This is a genomic window from Domibacillus mangrovi (assembly GCF_001906925.1).
GTDB lineage: Bacteria > Bacillota > Bacilli > Bacillales > Domibacillaceae > Domibacillus > Domibacillus mangrovi.
Map to the genome: position 1 here is coordinate 36305 of NZ_MRWQ01000010.1, position 25678 is coordinate 61982.

Genomic DNA, 25678 nt, shown 5'->3' on the forward strand with positions numbered 1-25678 from the left:
TATATTGATTGTATCATTTATCATCTTTACAATAAATATTAACAAAGAAAATGATTTGAATCCTGGAGGTGTACAACATGAATCTTTACGGTTATCCAGAAAAACAGGGCTTATATAATCCTGCCAATGAACACGATGCATGCGGCATCGGTTTTATTGCCAATATAAAAGGTCGTCCTTCCCACAAAATTGTACAGGATGGTATTCATATGCTTTGCCGTCTTGAGCATCGCGGTGGAAACTTGAATGGAACAACAGGTGACGGTGCGGGAATTATGCTACAAATTTGCGATCATTTTTTCCGTAAAGAATGTGAAATGCTGAACATTAATTTACCTGCTCCTTTCGATTATGCAGTCGGTATGTTCTTTTTGCCCAAAAATAAAAAACAGCGCGAACACATTCAATTAGAGACTGAGCTCATTCTTCACGAAGAAGGATTAAAACTGCTCGGATGGCGCGATGTTCCTGTTAATCAAGAAGTGGCGGGACCGGAAGCATTGGCAATCGCTCCTTATGTCATACAATTGTTTGTTGAAAAAAGCAAAAAGCACGAAACAGAAAAAGATTTTGAACGTGCACTGTATATAATGAGGAAACGAATCGAAAATGAAGTTAGAAACAACTCCGATGTTAAAGGTTCATTTTACATTCCAAGCTTCTCAACAAGAACGATTATTTATAAAGGTATGTTAACACCCGAGCAAATCAATCAATATTATATTGACCTCGCTAAAGAAGACTACCAATCCGCTTTCTCGCTCGTACACTCTCGCTTCAGTACAAATACATTCCCGAGCTGGGAACGCGCACATCCATACCGCTACTTAATTCACAACGGCGAAATTAATACAAACCGCGGCAACGTTAGCTGGATGCAGTCACGCGAGAAAGCTGGTTACTCCAAACAATTCGGCCATCAATATGAACAGCTTTTGCCAGTTATCGATACGAACGGAAGCGACTCTGCTATGCTTGATAACGCGATTGAATTTTTAACATTGTCCGGACGCTCCCTTCCTCATGCTGCGATGATGTTAATTCCAGAACCGTGGGACCGTGATCCTCACATGGCCGATCCGAAACTGGCCTTCTATGAATATCATAGCTGCTTAATGGAACCATGGGACGGCCCAACATCGATCTCATTTACAGACGGCCGCCAAATCGGGACTATCTTAGACCGAAATGGATTGCGCCCCGCACGTTATTATGTAACGGATGATGACCATATTATTTACTCTTCTGAAGTGGGTACAATCGAAGTCGATGAAAAACGAATCGTAAAGAAAGAAACGGTCAGTGCCGGTGAAATGCTGCTTGTCGATTTAGAAAAAGGCCGGATCGTATCTGATGCGGAAATTAAACAGGAAATTACGACAGCCGAACCTTACCGTGAATGGCTAAACAAAAACTTAATACACATTTCAGATTTGGAAGAACGTGCCGGATTACAAGAAGTGTATGACGAAGATGAAATTCTCAATCTTCAAAAAATATTTGGCTATACGTATGATGAATTAACGAAACAGATCGCACCGATGGCAGTTGAAAAAATAGATCCAATTGGTTCAATGGGCTATGATGCACCGCTCGCTGTTTTATCTGAACGACCGCAACTGTTATACAACTACTTCAAGCAACTGTTCGCGCAAGTAACAAACCCGCCAATTGACGCGATTCGCGAAAATAATGTAGTCTCTGCGATGACTCTCCTCGGCGATGAAGGTAATATTCTGGCTCCGTCAGCACGAAACAGCCGCCGTATACGACTAGAAACGCCGATTCTTAGTGAAGAGGAATGGAACAAAATTGCCTTTAACAAAGAAATTGCTTTTAAAACAGCAACACTGTCTCTTCTTTTCAATATTAAAGAGCAAAAAGCGCTTTCACAAACGATGTCTCGCTTATTCATCGAAACAGAGGCAGCAATCAATAACGGCGCATCTATCATTATTTTGTCAGACCGCGGTGTAACAAATAAAAAAGCAGCGATACCGGCATTGCTTGCTATAAGCGGCGTACACCAACATCTCATTCAAACAGGACGCCGTACCAGTGTAAGTATTATATTGGATACTGCCGAAGCACGCGATGTTCATCAATTTTGCTGCTTGATCGGCTACGGTGCTGATGCTATTTATCCGTATTTAGGAATTGCTTCGATCCGTGCGATGATTGCAGACGGAACGATTACCAATCTTTCCGCTCAGGAAGCAGAGAAAAATTATTGCTATGCAGCAACGAGCGGTATCATTAAAGTCATGGCAAAAATGGGTATCTCTACCGTACAAAGTTACCGCGGAGCCCAAATTTTCGAAGCGGTCGGTGTCGGTCATGATGTGATCGAAACCTATTTTACAGGCACAACGACAGCGCTTGGCGGCATTACACTAGATGTTATTTTAAAGGAAACACTGGCGCGTCATCACGATGTATATAGCAAAAGTGAATTTAACGATCCGACGCTCGATTCAAGCGGTGAATTCCAGTGGAGGCGCACCGGTGAAAAACATGCATTCAACCCTAAAACCATTCATATGCTTCAGCACGCAGCAAGAACGAACAATTATGAGTTGTATAAAGAATTTTCCGAAATGGCTAACGAAGAAAATATTATGTTCCTTCGTGGTCTATTGGACCTTGATTTCACGGCTCGGCCATCCATTCCGCTGGAAGAAGTTGAATCACTCGAAGATATCTTCAAACGATTCAAATCGGGTGCGATGTCATATGGTTCGATCAGTAAAGAAGCGCATGAAGCACTTGCGATTGCATTAAACCGACTTGGCGGCAAAAGTAATAGTGGTGAAGGCGGCGAAGATCCAGCCCGCTACCATCCCGATGAAAACGGTGATATGAGAAGCAGCGCCATCAAGCAAGTCGCATCAGGTCGATTTGGTGTCACAAGCGAATATTTAAATACAGCAAATGAAATTCAAATTAAAATGGCACAAGGAGCGAAACCAGGTGAAGGCGGTCACCTTCCAGGTAAAAAAGTGTATCCGTGGATTGCGGAAACACGCGGTTCCACGCCTGGAGTAGGCTTGATCTCACCTCCTCCTCACCATGACATTTATTCGATTGAAGATTTAGCACAGCTTATATACGACTTAAAAAATGCCAATCAAGAAGCGCGCATTAACGTTAAGCTCGTCGCGAAATCCGGTGTCGGGACAATTGCTGCTGGTGTAGCGAAAGGGTTAGCCGATGTTATTCTCATTAGCGGTTACGAAGGCGGAACAGGTGCATCACCGAAAACAAGTATTAAACATGCCGGTATCCCGTGGGAAATTGGCCTAGCTGAAACACACCAAACGCTTCTTATGAATGGTTTGCGTGAAAAGGTAACGCTAGAAACAGACGGGAAATTAATGAATGGCCGAGATGTCGTCATTGCAGCGTTACTCGGCGCAGAAGAATTCGGTTTTGCGACAGCACCGCTCGTCATTCTCGGCTGTGTGATGATGCGCGTCTGCCATATGGATACATGTCCGGTTGGTGTAGCGACACAAAATCCAGAGCTTCGCAAAAAGTTCATGGGCGAGCCAGAACACGTCGTCAACTATTTAACATTTGTTGCGCGTGAAATGCGTGAAATTATGGCGGAACTCGGCTTCCGAACAATTAATGAAATGATTGGACAAAAGCAAGTACTGAAGCCGCATGCACGCAAAGAATCGCACTGGAAAGCAAAATATCTGGACTTGTTCCCTCTTTTATATATGACGCCGCTCAAACCGGGCCAAAAACAGTTCAAAACGAAAGATCAAGACTATAAATTAGAGCGGACAATTGACCACCAACTTCTACTAGAGGCGATCCGTCCTGCTCTTGAAAATAAACAAGTTGTATGCAGGGAATTTGACATTATCAATACAGACCGTGCTACGGGTACAATTATGGGCTCTGCCGTCACGAATGCGTACGGTGCAGACGGTCTTCCCGACAACACTGTTCAATTCACATTTAATGGATCTGCTGGTCAAAGCTTTGGTGCTTTTCTTCCTAAAGGATTGACGTTCACTGTAAATGGCGACGCAAATGATTATTTCGGTAAAGGCTTATCAGGCGGCCGCTTAATCGTCCGTCCTCATCGTGATCTGAACCTCGTGCCGCATGAACAGGCGATTTGCGGAAATGTAAACTTATACGGAGCAACAAATGGAGAAGCCTTTATTAACGGCCGTGCCGGTACACGTTTTGCTGTCCGGAACAGCGGCGCGAATATCGTCGTTGAAGGGATTACCGATCATGGATGTGAGTACATGACCGGCGGACGCGTTGTCATTCTCGGCGAAACAGGCCGTAACTTTGCAGCTGGTATGTCAGGCGGTATTGCCTACTTGTATGCACGAAATCGCGAAAAGCAAGAACGTTTGATTAACGGTGAAATGGTCTTAACAGAGCCACTCGAAAATCCACAGGAAGAAGCAGAAGTGAAGGCGTTAATTGCAAGCCATGTCCAATGGACGGGAAGCCCGCTTGCCACTTCGATCTTAGAAAAATGGGCATCAGAAAAAAAATACTTTATCCGTGTAATCCCTCACGAATATAAAGACATGATGAAAGCCATTTCTTATTTTGAAGAACAAGGTTTACAGCAATCCGAAGCGATATACGCGGCATTTACAGAGAAAAAAGTCCCTGTTATTGAAAATGTGTAAGAAAGGAGAATGACTCAATGGGGAAAGCAACTGGCTTTATCGAATATGACCGTAAAACCGCTCCAGGACGGAATCCCGTCGAGCGCGTCAAAGATTGGAAAGAATATACGACAGCCCTTCCCGAAAAAGAATTAAGCATTCAAGGAGCCCGCTGCATGGACTGCGGGACTCCCTTCTGCCATACAGGACAGATGATTGGGGGAACTCCGTCTGGCTGCCCTCTTTACAACCTCATCCCAGAATGGAACGACCTTGTCTATCGCGGACGATGGAAAGAAGCGCTTGACCGTCTCATGAAAACAAATAACTTTCCCGAATTCACGGGCCGTGTTTGTCCAGCTCCTTGTGAAGGGTCTTGTACAGTCGCGATCAACGACCCGGCTGTTGCGATTAAATCGATTGAAAAAGCGATTATCGATAAAGGGTTTGAAGAAGGATGGATTGTGCCAAACCCGCCAAAACGCCGCACAGGAAAACACGTTGCCGTGGTCGGCTCAGGACCTGCAGGACTGGCAGCTGCGGACCAATTAAACAAAGCGGGTCATCTCGTCACAGTATTTGAACGTGATGATCGTATCGGTGGACTTTTAATGTACGGCATCCCTTCCATGAAACTTGAAAAAGAAGCAGTTGAACGCCGCGTAAATTTATTGAAAAACGAAGGCATTGAATTTGTTGTGAATACAACGATTGGAAAAGATATTACAAAAGAACAGCTAAAAGAAGAATATGATGCGGTCATTTTATGTGCTGGTGCACAGACACACCGCGACATCGTCATTGAGGGACGCGAAGCTGACGGCATTTACCTCGCAATGGAATATTTGACAAAAAGCATGAAAGGTCTCCTTGATCAAACGAATGAAAAGATCATTTCTGCCAAAGGCAAAAACGTCATCGTTATCGGCGGCGGTGACACAGGTGCTGACTGTGTTGCGACAGCGATTCGGCAAGGGGCAAAAAGTGTCGTTCAATTCGGTAAACATGAACGTCAGACTGTCACCCGTAAAGGAAACAACCCATGGCCACAATACCCGAATACATTCACTCTTGATTATGCATACGCAGAAGCAGCGGCGGTATACGGGGAAGATCCACGTGAATACTTAATCTCAACGAAGAAATTCGTTGCGGATGAACATGGAAAATTAAAAGAGCTTCATACGGTTCACATGAAAAAAACATACCTTGAAGACGGCAGCTACACAATGACTGAAATTCCAGGCAGCGAACAAGTTTGGCCTGTAGAGCTTGTATTAGTCGCAATTGGTTTTAGCGGAACTGATATGCCGCTAGCGAATCACTTCGGTGTCGATATGACAGACCGCAATACGGTACTTGCGAAATATGGAAAATATAACACGAACGAAGAAGGCATTTTTGCTGCTGGTGATATGCGCCGCGGACAAAGTCTCGTCGTATGGGCAATACATGAAGGACGCGAAGCAGCACGCGAAACGGACCGTTTCTTAATGGGCGAAACAAAACTGCCCTGATTTAAACGGGATGGCCCCGCCCCCTGATTTGGGGCGGGCTATTTTTAGTTTAGTCACCTGTACTTCTAACCAATCCATGAAAAAAAGACCAGCAATATGCTAATCTCTTCGTAAAAAGTGCAAAAATGTTTCAGCTGTTTTTGTCATAAACGGTGCATCCCGGACAATCGCATAAAAATTCCGTTCGTAATAAAGGCTGCCGCCGCCGACAATTTTTAATTTTTCAAGTTCTAGTTCATTACGAATCGTCCACTCCGATAAAAGTGCAACGCCGAGCCCCGCTTCCACTGCTTCTTTAATAATTTGTGTACTGCCAAATTCTAAAATTTTTGCCGGCTGAATACCGTTTTTCTTCGCAAACCATTCAAATGCTTCCCGCGTACCCGATCCTTGCTCGCGCACAATCCATGTTTCTTCATTTAGATGGACACGTTTTTCAACATGTTCTTTTTTTCCTTTAATCACAAACATACGATCAGTGGCAATTTTTTCAGCGACTAATTTACTAGATGAGATCGTTCCTTCAACGACACCAAGATCAATTTCATCATGAATGACTTTTTCAGCAATTTCATGCGTATTGCCGATTGATATACAAGGGTCAACGGATGGAAATTTCTCTAAAAAGTCAGCAACAATGTGTGGCAAAATATATTCACCGAATGAATAACTTGCACCAACTGAAAGCTTCCCTTTCACTTCACCAGCCAAATCTTCTACCGCCTGCTTCATCTTCTCATTCAGTGTAAAAATCTCGCTTCCATAATAGGAAACAAGGCTACCTGCTTTTGTCAGACGAATCTTTTTATTCGTTCGATCAATGAGCTTTATACCAAGTTCATCTTCCAATGATTTTACATACTGGCTGACTGCTGGTTGCGTAATAAATAGCTCTTCCGCTGCTCGTGAAAAGTTCATATGTTTGACTACAGTTAAAAATACTTTTAGTTTTTGCTCCATTTTCGCCCACCATCATAAGTGATTACTTATCAATTAAATAATAATTATTAATTATCTTTTCTACTTTTTTATTTTAACATGAAATGAAGAGAAAAGGGACGAGTTATAATGAAAGAAGCTCTATTATTTTACAGTTTCCATAACAAAAAGAATTTATCCTTTTTGCATATAAAAAAAGCATTCATCGTCCTTCTATGACGGCTGAATGCTTGAATATTTAATTGGATCAGCCATTCTCCAATAACGGCTGAAGTTAAGTATTGTATAGCGTCCAGTCATTCTCCAATAACAACTGAACAAGTCTTTTATTTTTTCATTAAACTGTATAAAACGGCTTTTTGTGCATGCATCCGGTTTTCAGCCTGCTGGAATACAACAGAAGAATCCCCGTCCATCACACCCGCAGAGACTTCTTCACCGCGATGTGCTGGCAAACAGTGCATAAATTTACATTCTTCGTTCGCTTCCGCAAACAATGTTTCATTCACTTGGTACGGTCCAAATGCTTTCAAACGCAGCGCAGTCTCCTCTTCCTGACCCATACTCGTCCAGACATCCGTGTAGATGAAATCAGCACCTTTAACAGCACGAACTGGATCTTCTGTAAATTCAAGTACTGCACCTGTTTGCGCGGCAATTTCTTTTGACTTCTGAATGATATCCGCATCTGCTTCGTACCCTTTCGGAGCTGATAACGTAAAGTCCATCCCCATCATAACCGCACCAATCATCAATGAGTGCGCTACGTTGTTGCCATCGCCAATATAGACCATTTTATAGCCTTTAAATCCACCTTTATACTCATATACAGTCAGTAAGTCAGCAAGTGCCTGGCATGGATGATACAAGTCTGTCAGTCCGTTAATAACCGGGATTGATGCAGCATCTGCTAGCATTTCAATACGGTCATGGCCATGTGTACGAATCATAATACCGTCAAGATAACCGGAAAGCACTCTTCCTGTATCTTCAATCGTTTCACCACGTCCGACTTGCAAGTTATCTGAGCTCAAAAACATGCCGTGGCCGCCTAATTGAAGCATTGCCGCTTCAAAAGAAACGCGCGTTCTTGTCGAATGTTTTTCGAAAATCATCCCTAAAATTTGTCCTTCTAAGGCATACCTATAGTTTTCTTTCTTTTTCTTCATGTCATAAGCAAGCAATACGAGTGCCTGCACTTCTTCAATACTGAAGTCGAGTAGCTTAAGCATATCTCTGCCCTGCATATTCTGCTCCTTTATTTGTTCCATCGTCATCATGAAAGTCACCCCGACGTGTCGTCACCTTTTATCTATACTTATATTTATACACTATAAAGAATTAAAATACAACCTTTTCTCCGTATTTTTTTTCTTAACCTTTTCCTTCAATCAATAAGCCAATAGTCCGGTCTTGATCATGACAAAATTTAAGTTTTGGTAACAGAAATCTGCTCTCTTATTGAAAGCACAGCCTTTATCTTTGTCATACCTGTAACATTACAAGGTTCATCTTTTCGTCCTATGTACTCCCGTTCTTTTTCTTATTTATAATAAGCCAAGGCAAAAAAAGCCGTTTGGAGGAATGGATTATATGTTGGGTCAAGTAGAAATTGGAATCGACCTAGGAACAGCGAACTTGCTCGTTTACTGTAAAGATAAAGGGATTATTTTAAATGAACCGTCCGTTGTTGCCATTGATGCGAATACGAAAAAAGTGCTTGCAGTCGGCACAGATGCAAAAGAAATGATCGGGAAAACGCCGGGACGAATTGTTGCTGTACGTCCGATGAAAGACGGTGTTATCGCTGACTTTGATGTCACATCCCAAATGTTAAAAGAATTGATGAAAAAAGCAGGCAAGGTAGCTGGCTTTTCAATTCGCAAGCCGACCGTGGTTGTCTGCACTCCGTCCGGCGCCACTAGCGTTGAACGACGTGCCATTCAAGACGCGATTAAATCAAGTGGTGCAAAAACCGTTCATTTAATTGAAGAGCCGGTAGCAGCTGCGATCGGAGCCGATCTGCCGGTAGATGAGCCGATCGCCAACTTAATCGTTGATATAGGCGGCGGGACGACAGAAGTTGCCATCATTTCATACGGCGGTGTCGTCTCGTGTAATTCACTTCGTCTTGCTGGTGACAAATTGGACGAAGATATCATTCAATATATTCGTAAAGAATACAATTTGTTAATTGGTGAACGGACAGCTGAAAATGTCAAAATGGAAATCGGTTATGCACCAATCGAACATCCAGAGATAAAAATGGATGTTCGCGGACGCGACCTCGTCACAGGACTGCCGAAAACAGTTATCGTCAGCTCCTATGAAATTCAGCTGGCACTCCGCGAATCGCTGCTGGCGATTTTAGAAACAATCCGCGTCACACTAGAATCATCACCACCTGAATTAAGCGGTGATATCGTCGACCGTGGTGTCGTCATTAGCGGTGGTGGTTCACTGCTAAACGGTATTCAAGAATGGCTTTCACAAGTAATTATCGTTCCTGTTCACCTTGCACCGAATCCACTTGAATCGGTTGCGATAGGTACCGGCCGCTCGCTCCACGTATTAAAAAAATTACAAAAAGTTACATCATAAGTGAATAAAAGCAGCCTAACGTATTTTTTGATTTTAAATACGTTAGGCTGCTTTTTATCTGTATACTGCTCCTTTCGGCTTCCACTGAGGCAATATAACGGCTAATAAGATAATCAATACACCTGCGGTTTGCATGGTTGTCGCCTGTTCTCCTACAAACAGCCACGCTGCAATAACAGCAGCCGGCAGTTCTGCAGCACCGCAAATCGTTGCTGTTCCTGAACCAATTTGCGGTGTACCCGCTGCAAAAAACAGCACTGGTAGAACAGCTCCAAGAAGGCCACTCAATATCCCATATTGCCACAATCCACCTGTAAATGTCCCATCCACTAGAAAAGATGGAGAATTCATTATTAAAATAACAATTAAGCCTCCAATGGACATGATCAAACTTCGCTGTACAGCTGGCACCCCTCTTCCAGAGCGGCCACTAAAAAAGATAAACAGCGCAAAGGTTAATCCGCTTAGTAAACCACTCAAAACGCCAACTGGATGAGAAAACCAATCAATAGTCTCACCAGACCGTGCCGCTAAAAAAGTGCCTAGCCAAATTAACACAACGGATACGACTTTCCTGCTCTCTGGTAATGTACGCATCTGAATCGATTCAATGACAATGCCCATCCAAACAAATTGAAAAAGCAAAATAACGGCAGCAGAGGCAGACAAATCTGCGATCGATATCGTATAAAATAAGCCGGTTACGCTTAAAAAAACGCCGGTACCGAGCAGTTCTCCCCATTCTTTAATTGACATGTTTCTTTTTGAAGTAAACAGCCATGCGGCGGCTAAAAAAAGGACGCCTATTACATATTGTGCACTGACAATGTCAGAGGAACTATAACCTGCATTTGAAGCCATTTTTATGATCGGGCCATGCACTCCATAGCTGCAGGCGCCTAACAACACTAAAAAGGAATAACCAAATCGTTTCATCCTTGCTTCCCTCTCTTCACTATCTCAAGTTTTTCTATAAGCAAGTATACGTCGAATTTTGTCGTCCCGTAAATACATTTCAATGAAAGCGGTAATTTCAAAAAGATTTTACGATTAAGGACACATTGAAATCCGCATCCCTCTTTTATCCAAATTGGGATCAAAAACGGGCAGAAGAGCTCCTTGACCTCTTTCATTTTAAAAATTCAAAAAAAGTAAAAAGCCTGTCTAAAGGAATGGGGTCTGGGCTCGGTATTACGGTTGGTCTGGCCAGCTATTCACCCGTGACGATTTTTGATGCACCCTATATCGGGCTCGATGCAGCCTCGCGTAGCCGGTTTTATGATTTACTAATAGAAGAATATGAACGTGAGCCACGTCATCCTCTCCACCCATCTCATTGATGAAGCAGCAAAATTATTTGAAGATGTGTTTATCATTCATCTGCCCATGTCCCCTTCTCTTTTGATCACGACAGTTGTGGACATATTACTCTCTTTCTTTTGTCTCGCCACAGCATTTTTAACTGGAACAATCTTCTTTCGTTTCGGCAAAATGATTGGCCTTTCGTTTTTAGCTTTTTCTGGTCTGGTATTAGTGATTCGAGCAATGCCATCTTGATGGATTTTGTTATCTTGTTTTTCATTGGAATTATTTTCTTTTTCATTACGTGGCCGATCATTCGAAAAATGTCGATTTACCCATCTACGTAGTGAAAATTGTTCTTGACTGAAGCAACACGACACGATATGATCATTTTAATTATTCTTATAATTTAATAACCAATTCTTATCAAGAGAAGCTGAGGGTACTGGCCCGCAGACGCTTCAGCAACCAGCCGGGACAGGTCAGGTGCTAAATCCAGCAGACTACTTACTGATATAAGTCTGGAAGATGAGAAGGAACGGTCAACACATACATGTTGAAAAGCCTTCTTGCATCCAGGAAGGCTTTTTTCAGTTAAAATATAGAGGGGGACGTTTACGCTATGACATTACTCGACAAGCTCAAAACAGACGTGCTTACCGCTGATGGAGCGATGGGCACGCTTTTATATTCATATGGCATCGACTTTTGCTATGAAGAATTAAATACGGAAAATCCTGAAATCATTGAAAAAATTCATAAAGACTACATTGCAGCAGGCGCTGATGTTATTCAAACGAATACATACGGTGCCAATGCGATTAAGCTCGCCCGTTATGGAATTGAAAACCGAGCGCGTGAATTGAATACAGCGGCAATCAAAATTGCAAAAAAAGCAGCAGCACCAGGCGGACAGTTCGTTCTTGGTACAATCGGAGGTATTCGTGGAATCCGGAAAAGTACCGCAACAAATGCGGAAATTATCGCCTCAGTCGGTGAACAAGCAGAAAGTCTTCTCTCAGGCGATCCGGACGGCATTTTATTTGAAACGTATTACGATTTTGAGGAACTGTCTGAATCCGTAAAAATTTTGCGTGAAATGAGCGACGTTCCGATCATTGCTCAAGTTTCGATGCATGAGCCTGGTGTTTTGCAAAACGGATTATCGTTAAATGAAGCTTTGCATCGTCTTCAAGGAATCGGTGCTAATGTTGTCGGCGTGAACTGCCGCCTCGGTCCATTCCATACGATTCAAGCATTTGAAGACGTAAAACTACCTGAAAAAGCATTCCTATCCGCGTATCCGAATGCAAGTCTTCTCGATGTGGAAGACGGCCGGATCGTTTATGAATCGGAAGCGGATTATTTTGGCCGCGCTGCCGTCCTTTTGCGAAATGAAGGTGTCCGGTTGATCGGCGGCTGCTGTGGTACGACACCGAAACATATCGAAGCAGCGAAAAAACGGCTGGCAGGCCTTCCTCCTTTAACGGAGAAAAGGGTAAAAACGAAAAAACCGATTGTCATTCAAGAAGCTAAACCTGTCACAGACGTATCCATCTGCGAAAAAGCAAAAACAAAACGGACAGTAATCGTTGAACTTGATACTCCAAAAACATTGCTCACAGAAAAATTCATTGAAGGTGCCAATAAATTGTATGATGCAGGCGTCGACGCTGTCACAATGGCAGATAACTCGCTTGCTTCCCCTCGCATCAGCAATATGGCAATGGGAGCAACATTAAAGCTACAACACGATGTTCGCTCGCTCGTCCATATTACGTGTCGTGACCGCAATTTAATCGGGCTACAGTCTCATTTAATGGGCCTTGACGCACTTGGCCTTCATGATGTACTTGCGATTACAGGTGACCCAACAAAAGTTGGCGACTTCCCAGGCGCGACAGATGTTTATGATGTGTCAAGCCTTGAACTCCTTCAGCTCATTAAACAGTTGAATGAAGGGATTTCATTTTCTGGTAAACCGCTTAAAAAGAAAGCTAGCTTTTCCGTTGCGGCGGCCTTCAATCCAAATGTTCGCGTTCTTGATCGGGCCGTGAAACGATTGGAGAAGAAAATTGAATGCGGTGCGGATTATTTCATTACGCAACCTGTATTTACGAAAGAAAAAATTATCGACGTATATGAAGCGACAAAACATTTATCAACACCTATTTTCATTGGTATTATGCCGTTAACAAGCATTCGTAATGCCGAATTTCTACACCATGAAGTGCCTGGTATTAAATTATCAGATGAGACACTTGAAAGAATGCGTTTATGCGGCGATGATCAAGAACGTGCTGCTAAAGAAGGCATACAAATCGCGAAAGAATTGCTTGATACAGCAGCTCAGCTTTTTAACGGGCTATACATTATTACACCATTTTTACGTCATGATATGTCTACAGAATTAATTCACTATATAAATGAACTAGATGCACTGAAAGAAAGAGGGATTGTTCATGCCGATTCATCAGATTGAGAAAGAACTTCAAAAGAGAATACTCCTAATTGATGGAGCTATGGGAACGATGCTTCAAAACGCCGATTTAACACCGGAAGATTTCGGCGGGGAAGAATACGACGGCTGTAATGAAAACTTAAACTTAACAAAACCAGATGTGCTTGAACGCATTCACCGTGAATATTTAGAAGCCGGCGCTGATATTATTGCGACCAATACATTTGGTGGAACCCCTGTCGTACTGAACGAATACGATCTTGGCGATAAAGCGTATGAAATTAACTTGCGCGCTGTTGAAATTGCCCGCAAAGTCGTCGATGAATTTTCGACACCGGAATGGCCGCGATTCGTTGCCGGTGCTATCGGACCGACAACGAAGACATTATCCGTTACAGGCGGCATCACATTTGACGAACTCGCCGATAACTTTGAGTTACAAGCGAAAGCACTTATTGAAGGCGGTTCCGACTTAATTTTAATGGAAACAAGCCAGGATATGCTCAATGTGAAAGCCGGTACTCTTGGAATTAAACGGGCGTTTGACGCGACCGGAAAAGAACTTCCTGTCATGATTTCCGGAACCATTGAGCCGATGGGTACAACGCTTGCCGGACAAAACATTGAAGCATTCTACATTTCAATTGAACATATTAAGCCATTGTCGGTGGGATTGAACTGTGCGACAGGTCCGGAGTTTATGACCGACCATATCCGTTCTCTCTCCGATTTGGCCACAAGCTATGTAAGTTGTTACCCGAATGCCGGTCTTCCGGATGAAGATGGCAATTATCATGAATCACCTGAATCGTTATCTAAAAAGCTTGGAGCATTTGCGGATAAAGGCTGGTTAAATATTGTAGGGGGCTGCTGCGGAACGACACCAGAGCATATTCGTGTCATGCGTGAAGTGGTAAAGGATAAAGCGCCACGTACATCTCCTGAGAACATTCATGGCCATGCCGTTTCCGGTATTGAACCGCTTTTATATGATGATTCCATGCGTCCTCTGTTCATCGGTGAACGCACAAATGTGATCGGTTCGCGCAAATTTAAACGGTTGATTATTGAAGGTAAGTTTGAAGAAGCAGCTGAAATTGCCCGCGCACAAGTAAAAGGCGGCGCACACGTTATTGATATTTGTCTCGCAAATCCTGACCGTGAAGAACTAGAAGACATGACCAAATTTATGAAAGAAGTCGTCAAAAAAGTAAAAGTGCCGCTTGTTATTGACTCAACTGATGAAAAAGTCATTGAAGAAGCATTGAAGTTTTCACAGGGAAAAGCCATTATTAACTCCATTAACTTAGAGGATGGCGAAGAACGGTTCGATGCTGTTATGCCTCTTGTGAAACAGTACGGTGCAGCCGTTGTTGTCGGCACAATCGATGAGGTCGGCATGGCAGTTACGCGTGAACGAAAACTTGAAATTGCCATTCGTTCACATGACTTGCTCGTTCAAAAATGGGGAATTGCACCGGAAGACATCATTTTTGATCCGCTCGTCTTCCCTGTCGGCACCGGTGATGAGCAATATATCGGTTCTGCTGTTGAAACGATTGAAGGTATTCGTCTTATTAAAGAAAAGTTGCCGAAATGTTTAACCGTTCTCGGTGTCAGTAACGTCTCATTCGGCCTTCCTCCTGTCGGCCGTGAAGTATTAAATGCTGTATATTTGTATCACTGTACACAAGCTGGACTCGACTATGCGATCGTCAACACAGAAAAATTGGAGCGTTACGCATCGATTCCCGAAGCAGAAATTAACATGGCGAACGACTTGTTGTTTACAACGACAGATGACACGCTCGCTGACTTTACTAATTTTTACCGTGGTAAGAAAAAAGAGAAAAAAGAAGAAGACATTCCAAAAACAGTGCCAGAGCGCTTAAGCTACTATGTCATCGAAGGAACGAAAGAAGGCCTTCTTCCCGATCTTGAAGCCGCACGCGACATGTACGACGAACCACTTGATATTATTAATGGGCCACTCATGAAAGGGATGGCAGAAGTTGGTCGTCTATTCAATGACAATCAGCTAATCGTTGCTGAAGTACTGCAGAGCGCCGAAGTGATGAAAGCGTCGGTTTCCTACCTTGAGCAATTTATGGAGAAAAAAGAAGATGATTCTGGTAAAGGGAAAGTGATTCTAGCTACTGTAAAAGGCGACGTGCATGATATCGGGAAAAACTTGGTCGATATTATTTTGAGCAACAATGGTTTCAAAGTCATTGATGTCGGAATTAAAGTAACACCAGCAACATTAATTGATGTTATACGGAAAGAAAAGCCGGATATGGTCGGATTATCTGGACTACTCGTCAAATCAGCTCAGCAAATGGTCATCACCGCACAAGACTTTAAAGATGCCGATATTAATATACCGATTCTTGTTGGGGGTGCCGCACTATCACGCCGATTCACTGAAACGAAGATTTCCCCTCAATACGAAGGTCCCGTTCTTTATGCGAAAGATGCGATGGATGGCCTTGATATTGCGAATCGTCTGCAAAATGATGAACAAAAAGTGGTCCTTCTGCAGGATTTGGAAGATAAAAAAGAAAAAAGGAAAGAAATTGAAGCGTACCGTGATGAGCGGAAAGAGCAGGCTATCGCTGTGGCACCGAAGCCAGTCAAAACCGTTCGCGAAGATGTTCCAGTTCTTCTGCCGCGCGATATGCGCCGTCGTGTTTTACCAAATTACTCTATATCTCACTTAAAGCCATATGTGAATATGCAGACGTTAATTGGTCATCATCTCGGCATGAAAGGCAACGTGAAAAACTTGCTAGCCGAACAAAATGATAAAGCTGTCCAACTCCATGAAACCGTAACTGGATTCTTAAATGACGGCGGGTTGAAAACAGCTGCTGTCTATCAATTCTTCCCTGCTCAGTCTCAAGGGGATGATGTCATCATTTACGATCCAGCTGATTCAAAAACAGAAATTGAGCGTTTTACATTCCCGCGCCAAACGAAAGAACCATTTCTCTGTCTCGCTGACTATTTAAAGTCAGTGGAAAGCGGTGAAATGGATTACGTCGGATTCTTCGTTGTCACAGCCGGATTCGGTGTTCGCGATGCAGCGATGAAGCTTCGCGATGAAGGTAAATTCCTCGATAGCCATGCACTTCAGTCTACAGCACTGGAACTGGCTGAAGGTTTTGCCGAGCGTATTCATCAGGAAATGCGCGACCAGTGGGGCTTTCCTGATCAAATCGATTTCACAATGCGTGATCGTTTCGCAGCGAAGTACCAAGGACAGCGTTTCTCATTCGGCTATCCTGCTTGTCCAAACCTTGAAGATCAGGATAAATTGTTCGGCTTGTTGAAACCAGAAGAGATTGGTGTCAACCTGACAGAAGGCTATATGATGGAACCAGAAGCATCCGTCTCCGCCATCGTCTTTGCTCATCCAGATGCACGCTATTTCAACGTATAATAAAAATAATCCTGCCGTTCGCTAACGGCGGGATTTTCTAGTGTAATGGCGAGACCTCAAAAAACTTTAGCGATATCCTACTGTCATCATAACCGTGTTGAATAATGAATATTACGCCTTATCAAGCAGCTCTTCTAAAGTTCATTTCATATAGCCAGTATAGAGATTTAAATTATTTATCCTTCTTTTCCAAAGTTTTTGTTTTCCCTGCTCTTGCAATACGTTACAATTTCTGTTATTCTTAAAAAGAATTATTTTTGTTCGGCACGATAAATTTCCGTTTGGATGATTTGAGCAAGGATAGTAACACGATATGTGCATGATGCACGAGGAGGAAATACACATGGAACAAGGTAAAGTAAAATGGTTTAACGCAGAAAAAGGTTTTGGTTTCATCGAACGCGAAGCAGGAGACGACGTATTCGTTCATTTCTCTGCTATTCAAGGCGAAGGCTACAAATCATTAGACGAAGGTCAATCTGTGACTTTCGAAGTTGAAGATGGCCAACGCGGACCACAAGCAACTAACGTACAAAAAGCATAATTTAAACTAACATATATTCACAGACTCTGATATCAGAGTCTGTTTTTTTATTTCTTTGATAAGAATAAAACCCCCCCGGCTCAATAATTGAATAGGGGGGAACATAAATGCATGTTTAGAATATTGTGTATTCAGTAAATCACATCATCTTCATGCCTTTTAGGTTTTCCTGTTCCTTATACACCCATTTTTCTACGTGAATTACTCACCTTTTTTGTTTGCTGACTTTTCATTTTTTTTGTGGTTTGTGCAGCATGTCCTAATGGTTTGCCCCCTGCTGCCTGTGCTTTTTTCTCTTCAAGTTTTTGCTTCATCGCTTCTTGCAGCGTCATTTTCTTCTTCGGTGTTTCTGTTTGGTTCGTTTCGTTTGATTCTGTCATAAAAAAATCCTCCTAAGCGTATTTTTTGATGAGTACAGTATAACAATGATTATCTACTGTTTCCATATACAAATCATGATTCATCATCCTTGCACCTGCATGACTCTAGTATGGTACACTTCTATTAGTATATAACCTTTTCTAGTATTGGAGTGAATATCACGTTGGAATCGAAGAAATCATTATCTATTTTATTTGCCGTCATGTTTCTCGTCATGGTCGGCTTTGGCATTATCATTCCGGTTTTGCCATTTTACGCTGAGAATATCGGTGCATCTCCTGTACAGCTTGGCCTTCTTATGGCATCATACTCCGTCATGCAGCTTTTATTTGCACCTATGTGGGGACGCCTGTCTGATCGAATCGGACGAAAATTGGTTATTCTGATCGGTATTTTTGGACTTGCCATTTCATTTTTCTTAATGGCAGTTTCTTCTGCCCTTTGGATGCTGTTTGCAGCAAGAATAATCGGGGGCTTTTTGTCTTCTGCGAATATGCCAGCCGTTATGGCGTATGTGGCAGACATCACGACACAAGAAGACCGTGGAAAAGGAATGGGCATCATCGGCGCATCGATCGGGCTCGGATTTATTTTCGGACCGGCAATCGGCGGCATTTTTTCAGAATCAAGTTTATCAGTTCCTTTTTATCTTGCGGGAGCATCCTCCCTTCTCACATTTTTAATCGTTCTGTTTTTCTTAAAGGAATCATTACCTATTGAAAAAAGAGGACAGCATAGTACAAAAAAAACATCGCTGATGCAAGCATTTAGCGGACCCAGTTCCATTCTCTTTTCTCTTCAATTATTTGTCTCGCTCTCTCTAGCCGGCTTGGAAGCAACGTTTGCGTATTATGCCGCACAAAAAGCGAAGATAGGGATTGTTGAACTCGGCTACATTTTCATGATTATGGGCCTTGCTGGTGCATTCGTGCAAGGCGGTTTAGTTGGCAGGCTGACGAAGAAGTATGGTGAAGGGCTGACGATTCAACTCGGCATCCTTGTTTCAGCTATTGGATTCGGACTTATTTTATTCGTCAATAGCTTTGCGACTGCCGCTATTTTCCTTACAATCTTCGGCATCGGAAACGGCTTCATTCGCCCAAGCGTATCAGCGTTAATTACAAAAGTATCAACGGCTGGACATGGCAGTGCAACTGGGCTTCTTTCTTCATTCGATTCACTCGGAAGAATTATTGGACCTCCTTTAGGGGGCTGGCTCTTCTCACTCGCCATCGGTTTGCCTTATATACTCGGTATTTTCTTATCTATCGGCGCTTTTTGCTTGTATCGTTTCTATGTGGTACAAGCGAAATAGACTTCTCTTCTAAGAAAGTCTAACTGCCCATTAATTTGGATTAAAACGAAAAAAGCTGTCTCAAATGCTGTTTTCACTTGGCATTTAAGACAGCTTCCCTATTATCATTCAGCTATGGCTCACTTCATCCTGATTGATTAACGACAAGAATTTCAGTGAATATAAAGCAGATAATCCAACGAGTACATAAACAATTCTTGCAAGAAGAGCATCCTGCCCGCCAAAAATCGTAGCCACTAAATCAAATTGAAACAAGCCGACTAATAACCAGTTAACACCGCCGATAATTAACAAGATAAGAGCAACAGCATCCAATGCTTTCATTTGCTGCACCACCTTTCGTAATTCTATAGTAAGTATTACCTTTTTCAAGAAATCTAAAACATATAAATGTTTTAGATTGATGAAAAGCATCCCCATTTTCTATTCTTGATTATCCGCTATTTTATAGAACGCACATATTCTGCTAGTTTAAAAATTTCACTTTCTGTGAGCTCAGGCTTTCCTTCATATTGAATTCGCTTAATTACTTCTTCAATCGTTTTAGCACTGCCATCATGAAAATAAGGTGCCGTTGCCCATACTCCCCTTAATGTTGGAACATCAAAATGACGAGTATCTCTCCCGTTTGTAAAACCCGCCCTTGCATCACCTTTAGATGCTTTATCTAACGGATTAGTCGTATCAATATCGTGCAAAAAATCAATATTGCTAGTTGTCAAATAGCCGTTTTTATCTACTGCCTTTACACTGTCTGTAAACTGAGTTCCTGCGTGACATGTAATACATGCTGCTTTCCCTTCAAACAGTTCTTTTCCCTCCGCTGCTGTAACAGTCAAGCTTCCATCCTTATTACGGTAAGGGCTTTTGGGGATCGGAAATGAATTTGGATCATCGAGGTAGGCAAACATTGCATCATACATATGCTCTACTTCTTTTGGAAGAGGCTTGCTAGGATCAAGTTCCATCATACCGCCCATTTCACCTTGAACGGTTAAAAGGTAATCGTTAAAGTCATCACGGCTGCCATCCCACATAAATAACCCAGTTTTTGTCGTTAAAACATTGCTTGGGACATCTCGTGGTCCTTTTGATGTCATTAAAGTACGTCCATTTATTTCACCATCAGCATGACAAGAAGTACAACTGATCCAATTATTACCTGTAATTTCTGTCGGAAACTCCTCGCTATTGGCACTATAAAAAATCGTTTTTCCTTCCCTTACTAGCGGGGATAGAGAATCTTTTGATATTAACGCAAGATTTTCACCTTTCATTTTTGCACGTGCATACGGCCCCTCTCCTCCACTGGAAATTTCGGCAAGATCATGACTCATCACGTTGTGAACATAAATACTTTCCCCATCCTGTGAAATGACAGCACCTCTTGGATTATTCCCTTCAATTCTTCTTAAAATCTGCGTTGCATTGCCACCGCGATTTAAATCGAACACAACGAGATCTTCACTCCCAGACATAACCACATATGCTTTACTGCCATTTGGATGAAAGACGACATCATAAGGATTTGACGTAATGATTGTGTCATTCTTTTTATCTGTTACATTTATTTCTTCGAATAATTCTTTCCGTTCATCAATCAACTCTTCATCAGTCGTTAAATCAATGACAGAGACAGCTGGAAAAATTGTTTCTTGAAAGTGAACAGGCGTATCAATGTTTGTTAACAAGTGAGGAATCCAAGCTTTTTTTCCATCTGGATCAATCACAAATTGTTCCAATGTATTCGGAACCCCTTGACTTTTTTTGCGATCATTATTATTTGGCGAATCAGCAAGAGAAATGACTTTACTTATTTCTTCTGTTTCGGTATTAATCACACTAACTTTGGCTTCTAAATAATGCGGGACATATAACTTATGCCCATCTGCCGTCATCGCCAGTGTTCTAGGCCGATCATCAACTTTCATTTCGGACTCTACTTTTTTATTCGTTACATCTATTATTGATATTGTGCTGGATCGATAGTTTGCCACATATAGTTTTTTACCATCTTGACTTGTTACAACACCATAAGGCTCAATTCCAACATCAATGGACTCCACCACTTTTTCTTTTTCAATTGATATGATGTCAATTTTATCGTCATACCTACAGGAGACATACAATATATCTTCATCAGGTGAAAGAGTTAACTGTACAGGGGATTTTCCGACACGTATTTCCGCTTTCACCTTTTTTGTTTGACTATCAACAACGGTCACTGTATTTACATCAATATTAGCTATATATATCGTATTACCAGACTTATTCATCACAATATTGTCGCTATTAACAGCATAGTCCCGAACAACTTCAGGCTCTTTCTCTTTTATAACCGCTTTTATTCCATCCTTACAACCAACTAACGCTCCTATCAATAGGAGCGTTAACGAGAAAAGGGCTATTTTTTTCACAATTGCCTATCCCCTTTATCTTTATTTTTTAACTTCAACAGGTACTAGAATAGGAGCAATGCCATACTTACCATGTCCAGCTTGAGTTTGCGGAACTTGATCTCCATCTGTGTTCCCTGACTCATCGCCCTCCATATAAAAATCACCTGTATCCCAAAATTCACTTGCCTGCATTCCTTGTTCAAGATCTGGTCCATCTATGACAGTCTCATAAAAATCAACATAGCGTGAAATAATGGTTTCCATTTCTAATGATTCTGTCTGCTTCTCGTCCCCTTCAACATTGCTTAAGTTCTGGATCGCGACACGTAAAACAGCAGCTACTCCTCCGGCAGTAAAAGGATCATATTTCATTTCGCCTTTCATCGTTTCATATGCTTTTGCTTTACTGTCCCAAAGCGTTTCATCCATTGCTTCATAAACAGTACGGGCAGCCTGACGGTATTTTTCATCTTTTGTTGCAAGATATGCTGCTGTTAAACCCCGAACGGCTCCAACCTGTGCATTTAAAGTTGTTTCCTCATCTGCACCTTTACCGAATGTGTAGCCTTTTGCCACTAAACCGGAGTCTGTCATTAACTTATCAATGATAAAATCTGCTTGTTTTTTAATGAGTTCAATTGCACGTTTTCCTTCAGCTGTATTTAACCCTTCAGCGTCTTCTGCATTTGCATAGCCAACGGGAAGACCATCAATTGCACGTTGAAAAATGCGAAGGGATTCCATTGTATAACCTGCATTAAACGTATCTACGTAATTCCCTTGTTCTTTCCCATTATGTTCAGCTACAAATGCACCTTCTCCTTCATTAAAGTGCATAGCATCAATATTTTTAAACACGTGAAGCAGTACGTCACGGTTAACAGAGTATGGATCATTTACAAGTACATCGTTTTCTGCTCTAGTGTCAAGATTTACATTTGGAGCAGCAGGATAAGGATCACTATCAAACAGTGCCTGGAATGATGGTGCAACATTTTTATTTTCTGGACGCTGATCTGTCATGCCGAAAAATTCAGATGATGGCCAAAGCATTAACCATTGATCTGTTAACATGCTGCTCGCATCTTTTACTTGTAGTGATTCAGCATTAGGAACTTCTGAATTTTCATCTTCTTTTACTTGGATTGTATGAGGCAAATAAACATAGCCTTTTGATGGATCATACTGGCTTCCAACGCTAGCAGCACTCAATCCATTATCATTCACACTGTAAAATAAATGATTGCGAACGTAATTTAATTTGTTCCACATTTCTTCCACTAAAATAGCGCCCTGCATCCCGTCAGCTGAGCTAACACCAAGCGCAATGTTTTCATCACGATCATCCGTTGATGTTTCACCTTCTAGTTCTTCTTCACTATCAACTGTATGGAAACCACTCATAAAATCGCCAGCCCATAATGCCTGTTTCAAAAATGTTCCGCCATATGCTGCGGGATTTAATACTTTATCCATTTTATTACGATCCCATCGAAGCGACTGAAAGTTCACTTGATATTGAGGAACGTATGTATTTCCCTCTCCTGACGCATAGTTAGAAGTATCTACTTCTTGAATATAATGAGGATCACCTTTTGCATATTCAATAAAGGTCGGAAACATATTTCTAAAAATCTCTTCACGAGGATAGCCAACTGCATCAGCTAATGTATAAAAACGCTCTCCTAATAATTCATGTGATTCTTTCCCTTGCTTTTCTGCTAATTCCTTCACAACAGGACCGTTAATTAAATGTAGTCCTAATCCTGATTTTTCTACAACTTCATACATCGCTTCCTCTGAATATTCATATGATTCAATTCCTGCTGTATAATCAAATTTTGTGGGGAAATCTATTTTTTTAGGATCAAGAACATCTAAATCAAGTCCTAGTCCCTCTACTAACGGTTCCCCTGAAAGTTCAAATTCCGCATATGCGAACATGTTACCTGCTGTATCAAACGTATAATCGGTCACAGGTACTTTTACAGAAGCATTTGTTACTTCCTTGCTTGCTTGTTGCTCTTGTTCAGATGATTTTTCACTTGTACATCCAGTAGTGAGCACTAAAGTAGCTACAAGAGCAACCGTCGACATCGTTTTCCATGGTTTTTTGTACATACTAACATCCTTTCAACAAAATAATTTTATCTATCATCTCAATTTCATTAAGAACGAACTTAATTGACAGCGAATAAACGGCTACTTTTTAAACGACTCTAAAAACTTTTTATTCGTCAAGATACATTTTCCATAATATTCTCTCCTGTAACAGGCCCTTCTAACTTTTTTCTCTTAAAAGAAAGCTTTTGATCTATATCAAAATATCGGTCTAAACTAAAAACATAACTATGTTTCATAAAAAGTAATATTCCAAATGCACTCGTATAAAGGAGTAAGCTAATTAAATTCATATTTCCTGAAAGAATAAAATTCACATGCATAAAAAGACAAGTAAAGACAGAAGGGATAATCATAAATCCAACTATCAAACATATTCCTAATATTATTTGTACAATAGGAATTGTGTAGTTAAAGAATAGAACATGATCTAATGCTGTATTCTCAATAAAATACTTGTAAAATTCCGGAACATTTGGTTTTTCTACTGCTGTTATTAAATAATGTTCTATGAAAACTCCTGGTTGACTAAACCAGTGTTTTTCACTAATTTTCGTTACACCTGCTAATAACCATCCTACCCCAAAAAGAATACGCATGACCGTTACCAACAATCGCAAAACCCCTTCTTTACTTATGATGCTCACTTTTATCCCTCCAATGAATCAATTAAGAATAGCTAACATTGATAATGATTATCATTATTGTTTTGATTTTATACTGCACGAATAAACATTGTCAATATAATTTATTTAAAAATTATGATATAATTATAAGTTTAATAGTTAAATTTTATCATTATAAACATATTTTTCAGCATAGGGGGAACCATGGATCTATTTAAAAACCTCTTCATTTTTTCTTTTTTAGTAGCAAATATTATTGGGCTTTGTATTTGGATTTTTTCTATCGTATTCTAGAAAAACCTTTTAAATGACAACTTCAAAATATTGACTCAAGTATAGTCTAGTATGAAAGGTGGTATGATTAAAAATAAAACAAGGCTGTCTCGACAGTTAGTAAAAGCAAACTGTTGAGACAACCCCTTCCTACAATTCCAGCTGTATCAAAAAGCCTTTGCGATGCTAAACATACTGAAAAATTACGGATGTATATGTTAAGTATAATCCTTGAAGCCATTGACAAAGGATTTTTAGCTTCCACCACCTTGTTCTTGTCCGCCACCTGATCCTCCTGATTCCCCTGACCCTTGACTACTACTGTTCCCTTGCTCAGAAGATTGCCCACCTTGCTGTCCAGCCTCTTCAGCAGCTTTTAATAAAGTCTCCTGTATTTTTGCTTTATATAAAGGACTAGATAATGTCTCCGTTATCACATCTTGAAGGTGTTTCCTGAATTCTTGACTTTTCAATGAGGTTTGCAACGATTTTTGCATTTCAGGATCTTGCAAAACACCTATCAGCATTTTTTGATAATCAGGATCTGTCATTAAGCCTTTTATTACTTTTTCGTGCTCTTTTTTCATGCTTTTTGCAAAGCTTTCCGCAAATTTAGGATCCTCAAAGGCCTTTTTCCAAAACTTCTTCCCTTGATCAGATGTTAAAGTTGTTTGAATGGTTTCTGTTATAACCTGTTGGTCCATGACTAGGGCCTGTTTAACTTCTTTATCTTTCATTATTTCCTGAAGTGCTTTTTTTCCATCATCTGTTTTTAATATATCAACAACCATTTTCTTTGTTTCTTCATAATTCATTTGACCTGCGGATTCCTCTTTAGGTGCACAGCCAGAGATCAGTACACTAACTATTGACAATGTTAAAATCATGAGGAGCAAGTATCTCTTCATGTTAATCCAAGCTCCTTTCTATTTGCAATTTACTATCTCTATTTTGATTTAGTTAGGAGGATTTATTCGAGGAAAATGCTGGTTCTGGTGCAAAAATCATTGATACAAAAAAAGATGTCCTGTTAAGACACCTTTTTCTTACGCATGATGTTTGTAATCACATCCTGTTATATTTTATCAGACGTATTGATTAACCAATTTTA

At 41.2% G+C, this 25678-nt stretch carries 18 protein-coding genes and 1 riboswitch; of the genes, 9 read left to right on the top strand and 9 right to left on the bottom strand.

Annotated elements, in window-relative coordinates:
• Positions 1 to 77 precede the first annotated feature (77 nt).
• Together gltB and BLL40_RS11725 are read left to right on the top strand one after the other, a co-directional pair.
• On the top strand, positions 78 to 4667 hold the full coding sequence (gene gltB, locus BLL40_RS11720) for a glutamate synthase large subunit (RefSeq protein WP_073712093.1): 4590 nt from the start codon (positions 78 to 80) through the stop codon (positions 4665 to 4667).
• Between the two features lie 17 nt (positions 4668 to 4684).
• Positions 4685 to 6163, top strand: a complete 1479-nt coding sequence (locus BLL40_RS11725; protein WP_073712094.1) for a glutamate synthase subunit beta — start codon at positions 4685 to 4687, stop codon at positions 6161 to 6163.
• Positions 6164 to 6262: 99 nt separating this feature from the next.
• Here the strand turns inward: BLL40_RS11725 and BLL40_RS11730 are convergent, their stop codons facing one another.
• Both BLL40_RS11730 and argF read right to left on the bottom strand, forming a co-directional pair.
• Positions 6263 to 7123, bottom strand: a complete 861-nt coding sequence (locus BLL40_RS11730; RefSeq protein ID WP_073712095.1) for a LysR substrate-binding domain-containing protein — start codon at positions 7121 to 7123, stop codon at positions 6263 to 6265.
• Between the two features lie 305 nt (positions 7124 to 7428).
• Positions 7429 to 8382, bottom strand: coding sequence for an ornithine carbamoyltransferase (gene argF / locus BLL40_RS11735; protein ID WP_073712096.1), 954 nt, complete (start codon positions 8380 to 8382; stop codon positions 7429 to 7431).
• Between the two features lie 313 nt (positions 8383 to 8695).
• On the opposite strand from argF, the gene mreBH reads away from it, so the two are divergent.
• The gene (gene mreBH / locus BLL40_RS11740; protein ID WP_073712097.1) at positions 8696 to 9703 is read left to right on the top strand and encodes a rod-share determining protein MreBH; all 1008 of its coding nucleotides are present in this window, start codon (positions 8696 to 8698) and stop codon (positions 9701 to 9703) included.
• A 54-nt stretch (positions 9704 to 9757) separates the two neighbouring features.
• On the opposite strand, the gene BLL40_RS11745 is transcribed toward mreBH, so the two are convergent.
• Entirely contained in the window at positions 9758 to 10639 is an 882-nt protein-coding gene (locus BLL40_RS11745) for an EamA family transporter (RefSeq protein ID WP_073712098.1), read from the bottom strand.
• Positions 10640 to 10764: 125 nt separating this feature from the next.
• Between BLL40_RS11745 and BLL40_RS11750 the strand changes: the two genes are divergently transcribed.
• The 5 genes from BLL40_RS11750 (at position 10765) to BLL40_RS11770 (ending at position 17452) form a co-directional block, all read left to right on the top strand.
• Positions 10765 to 11043, top strand: a complete 279-nt coding sequence (locus BLL40_RS11750) for an ATP-binding cassette domain-containing protein (RefSeq protein WP_073712099.1) — start codon at positions 10765 to 10767, stop codon at positions 11041 to 11043.
• Positions 11009 to 11260, top strand: a complete 252-nt coding sequence (locus tag BLL40_RS17630) for a hypothetical protein (protein ID WP_216820186.1) — start codon at positions 11009 to 11011, stop codon at positions 11258 to 11260. The genes BLL40_RS11750 and BLL40_RS17630 overlap by 35 nt, the downstream gene beginning before the upstream one ends.
• A 165-nt stretch (positions 11261 to 11425) precedes the next feature.
• Positions 11426 to 11540, top strand: a riboswitch (SAM riboswitch).
• Positions 11541 to 11627: 87 nt separating this feature from the next.
• Positions 11628 to 13487: a bifunctional homocysteine S-methyltransferase/methylenetetrahydrofolate reductase gene (locus tag BLL40_RS11760; protein WP_073712101.1), complete on the top strand. Its 1860-nt coding sequence runs from the start codon at positions 11628 to 11630 to the stop codon at positions 13485 to 13487.
• A complete protein-coding gene (metH, locus tag BLL40_RS11765) occupies positions 13468 to 16908 on the top strand; it encodes a methionine synthase (RefSeq protein ID WP_073712102.1) in 3441 nt (1146 codons plus the stop codon). Before BLL40_RS11760 ends, metH begins: the two co-directional genes overlap by 20 nt.
• 343 nt (positions 16909 to 17251) lie before the next feature.
• Positions 17252 to 17452 (top strand): cold-shock protein, encoded by a 201-nt coding sequence (locus BLL40_RS11770; RefSeq protein WP_073712103.1) that lies wholly within the window; start codon positions 17252 to 17254, stop codon positions 17450 to 17452.
• A 176-nt stretch (positions 17453 to 17628) separates the two neighbouring features.
• On the opposite strand, the gene BLL40_RS11775 is transcribed toward BLL40_RS11770, so the two are convergent.
• Positions 17629 to 17832, bottom strand: a complete 204-nt coding sequence (locus tag BLL40_RS11775; RefSeq protein WP_073712104.1) for a hypothetical protein — start codon at positions 17830 to 17832, stop codon at positions 17629 to 17631.
• A gap of 164 nt (positions 17833 to 17996) precedes the next feature.
• Between BLL40_RS11775 and BLL40_RS11780 the strand changes: the two genes are divergently transcribed.
• The gene (locus BLL40_RS11780) at positions 17997 to 19148 is read left to right on the top strand and encodes an MFS transporter (protein WP_073712105.1); all 1152 of its coding nucleotides are present in this window, start codon (positions 17997 to 17999) and stop codon (positions 19146 to 19148) included.
• 108 nt (positions 19149 to 19256) lie between these two features.
• On the opposite strand, the gene BLL40_RS11785 is transcribed toward BLL40_RS11780, so the two are convergent.
• The 5 genes from BLL40_RS11785 to gerD form a co-directional block, all read right to left on the bottom strand.
• Complete coding sequence (locus tag BLL40_RS11785; protein ID WP_073712106.1) at positions 19257 to 19472, bottom strand: DUF378 domain-containing protein; 216 nt, start codon at positions 19470 to 19472, stop codon at positions 19257 to 19259.
• A 116-nt stretch (positions 19473 to 19588) separates the two neighbouring features.
• Complete coding sequence (locus BLL40_RS11790) at positions 19589 to 21565, bottom strand: beta-propeller fold lactonase family protein (RefSeq protein ID WP_095532846.1); 1977 nt, start codon at positions 21563 to 21565, stop codon at positions 19589 to 19591.
• Between the two features lie 21 nt (positions 21566 to 21586).
• Positions 21587 to 23668, bottom strand: a complete 2082-nt coding sequence (locus BLL40_RS11795; RefSeq protein WP_073712108.1) for a hypothetical protein — start codon at positions 23666 to 23668, stop codon at positions 21587 to 21589.
• 116 nt (positions 23669 to 23784) lie between these two features.
• The gene (locus tag BLL40_RS11800) at positions 23785 to 24315 is read right to left on the bottom strand and encodes a DoxX family membrane protein (protein ID WP_216820187.1); all 531 of its coding nucleotides are present in this window, start codon (positions 24313 to 24315) and stop codon (positions 23785 to 23787) included.
• 506 nt (positions 24316 to 24821) lie between these two features.
• Positions 24822 to 25475: a spore germination lipoprotein GerD gene (gerD, locus tag BLL40_RS11805; RefSeq protein WP_073712109.1), complete on the bottom strand. Its 654-nt coding sequence runs from the start codon at positions 25473 to 25475 to the stop codon at positions 24822 to 24824.
• Between the last annotated feature and the right edge of the window lie 203 nt (positions 25476 to 25678).

Bases quoted from the DNA above. Each gene is read 5' to 3' on its own strand.
- gltB (WP_073712093.1), top strand. From the start codon at position 78: ATGAATCTTTACGGTTATCCAGAAAAACAGGGCTTATATAATCCTGCC.
- BLL40_RS11725 (WP_073712094.1), top strand. From the start codon at position 4,685: ATGGGGAAAGCAACTGGCTTTATCGAATATGACCGTAAAACCGCTCCA.
- BLL40_RS11730 (WP_073712095.1), bottom strand. From the start codon at position 7,123: ATGGAGCAAAAACTAAAAGTATTTTTAACTGTAGTCAAACATATGAAC.
- argF (WP_073712096.1), bottom strand. From the start codon at position 8,382: ATGATGACGATGGAACAAATAAAGGAGCAGAATATGCAGGGCAGAGAT.
- mreBH (WP_073712097.1), top strand. From the start codon at position 8,696: ATGTTGGGTCAAGTAGAAATTGGAATCGACCTAGGAACAGCGAACTTG.
- BLL40_RS11745 (WP_073712098.1), bottom strand. From the start codon at position 10,639: ATGAAACGATTTGGTTATTCCTTTTTAGTGTTGTTAGGCGCCTGCAGC.
- BLL40_RS11760 (WP_073712101.1), top strand. From the start codon at position 11,628: ATGACATTACTCGACAAGCTCAAAACAGACGTGCTTACCGCTGATGGA.
- metH (WP_073712102.1), top strand. From the start codon at position 13,468: ATGCCGATTCATCAGATTGAGAAAGAACTTCAAAAGAGAATACTCCTA.
- BLL40_RS11770 (WP_073712103.1), top strand. From the start codon at position 17,252: ATGGAACAAGGTAAAGTAAAATGGTTTAACGCAGAAAAAGGTTTTGGT.
- BLL40_RS11775 (WP_073712104.1), bottom strand. From the start codon at position 17,832: ATGACAGAATCAAACGAAACGAACCAAACAGAAACACCGAAGAAGAAA.
- BLL40_RS11785 (WP_073712106.1), bottom strand. From the start codon at position 19,472: ATGAAAGCATTGGATGCTGTTGCTCTTATCTTGTTAATTATCGGCGGT.
- BLL40_RS11795 (WP_073712108.1), bottom strand. From the start codon at position 23,668: ATGTACAAAAAACCATGGAAAACGATGTCGACGGTTGCTCTTGTAGCT.
- gerD (WP_073712109.1), bottom strand. From the start codon at position 25,475: ATGAAGAGATACTTGCTCCTCATGATTTTAACATTGTCAATAGTTAGT.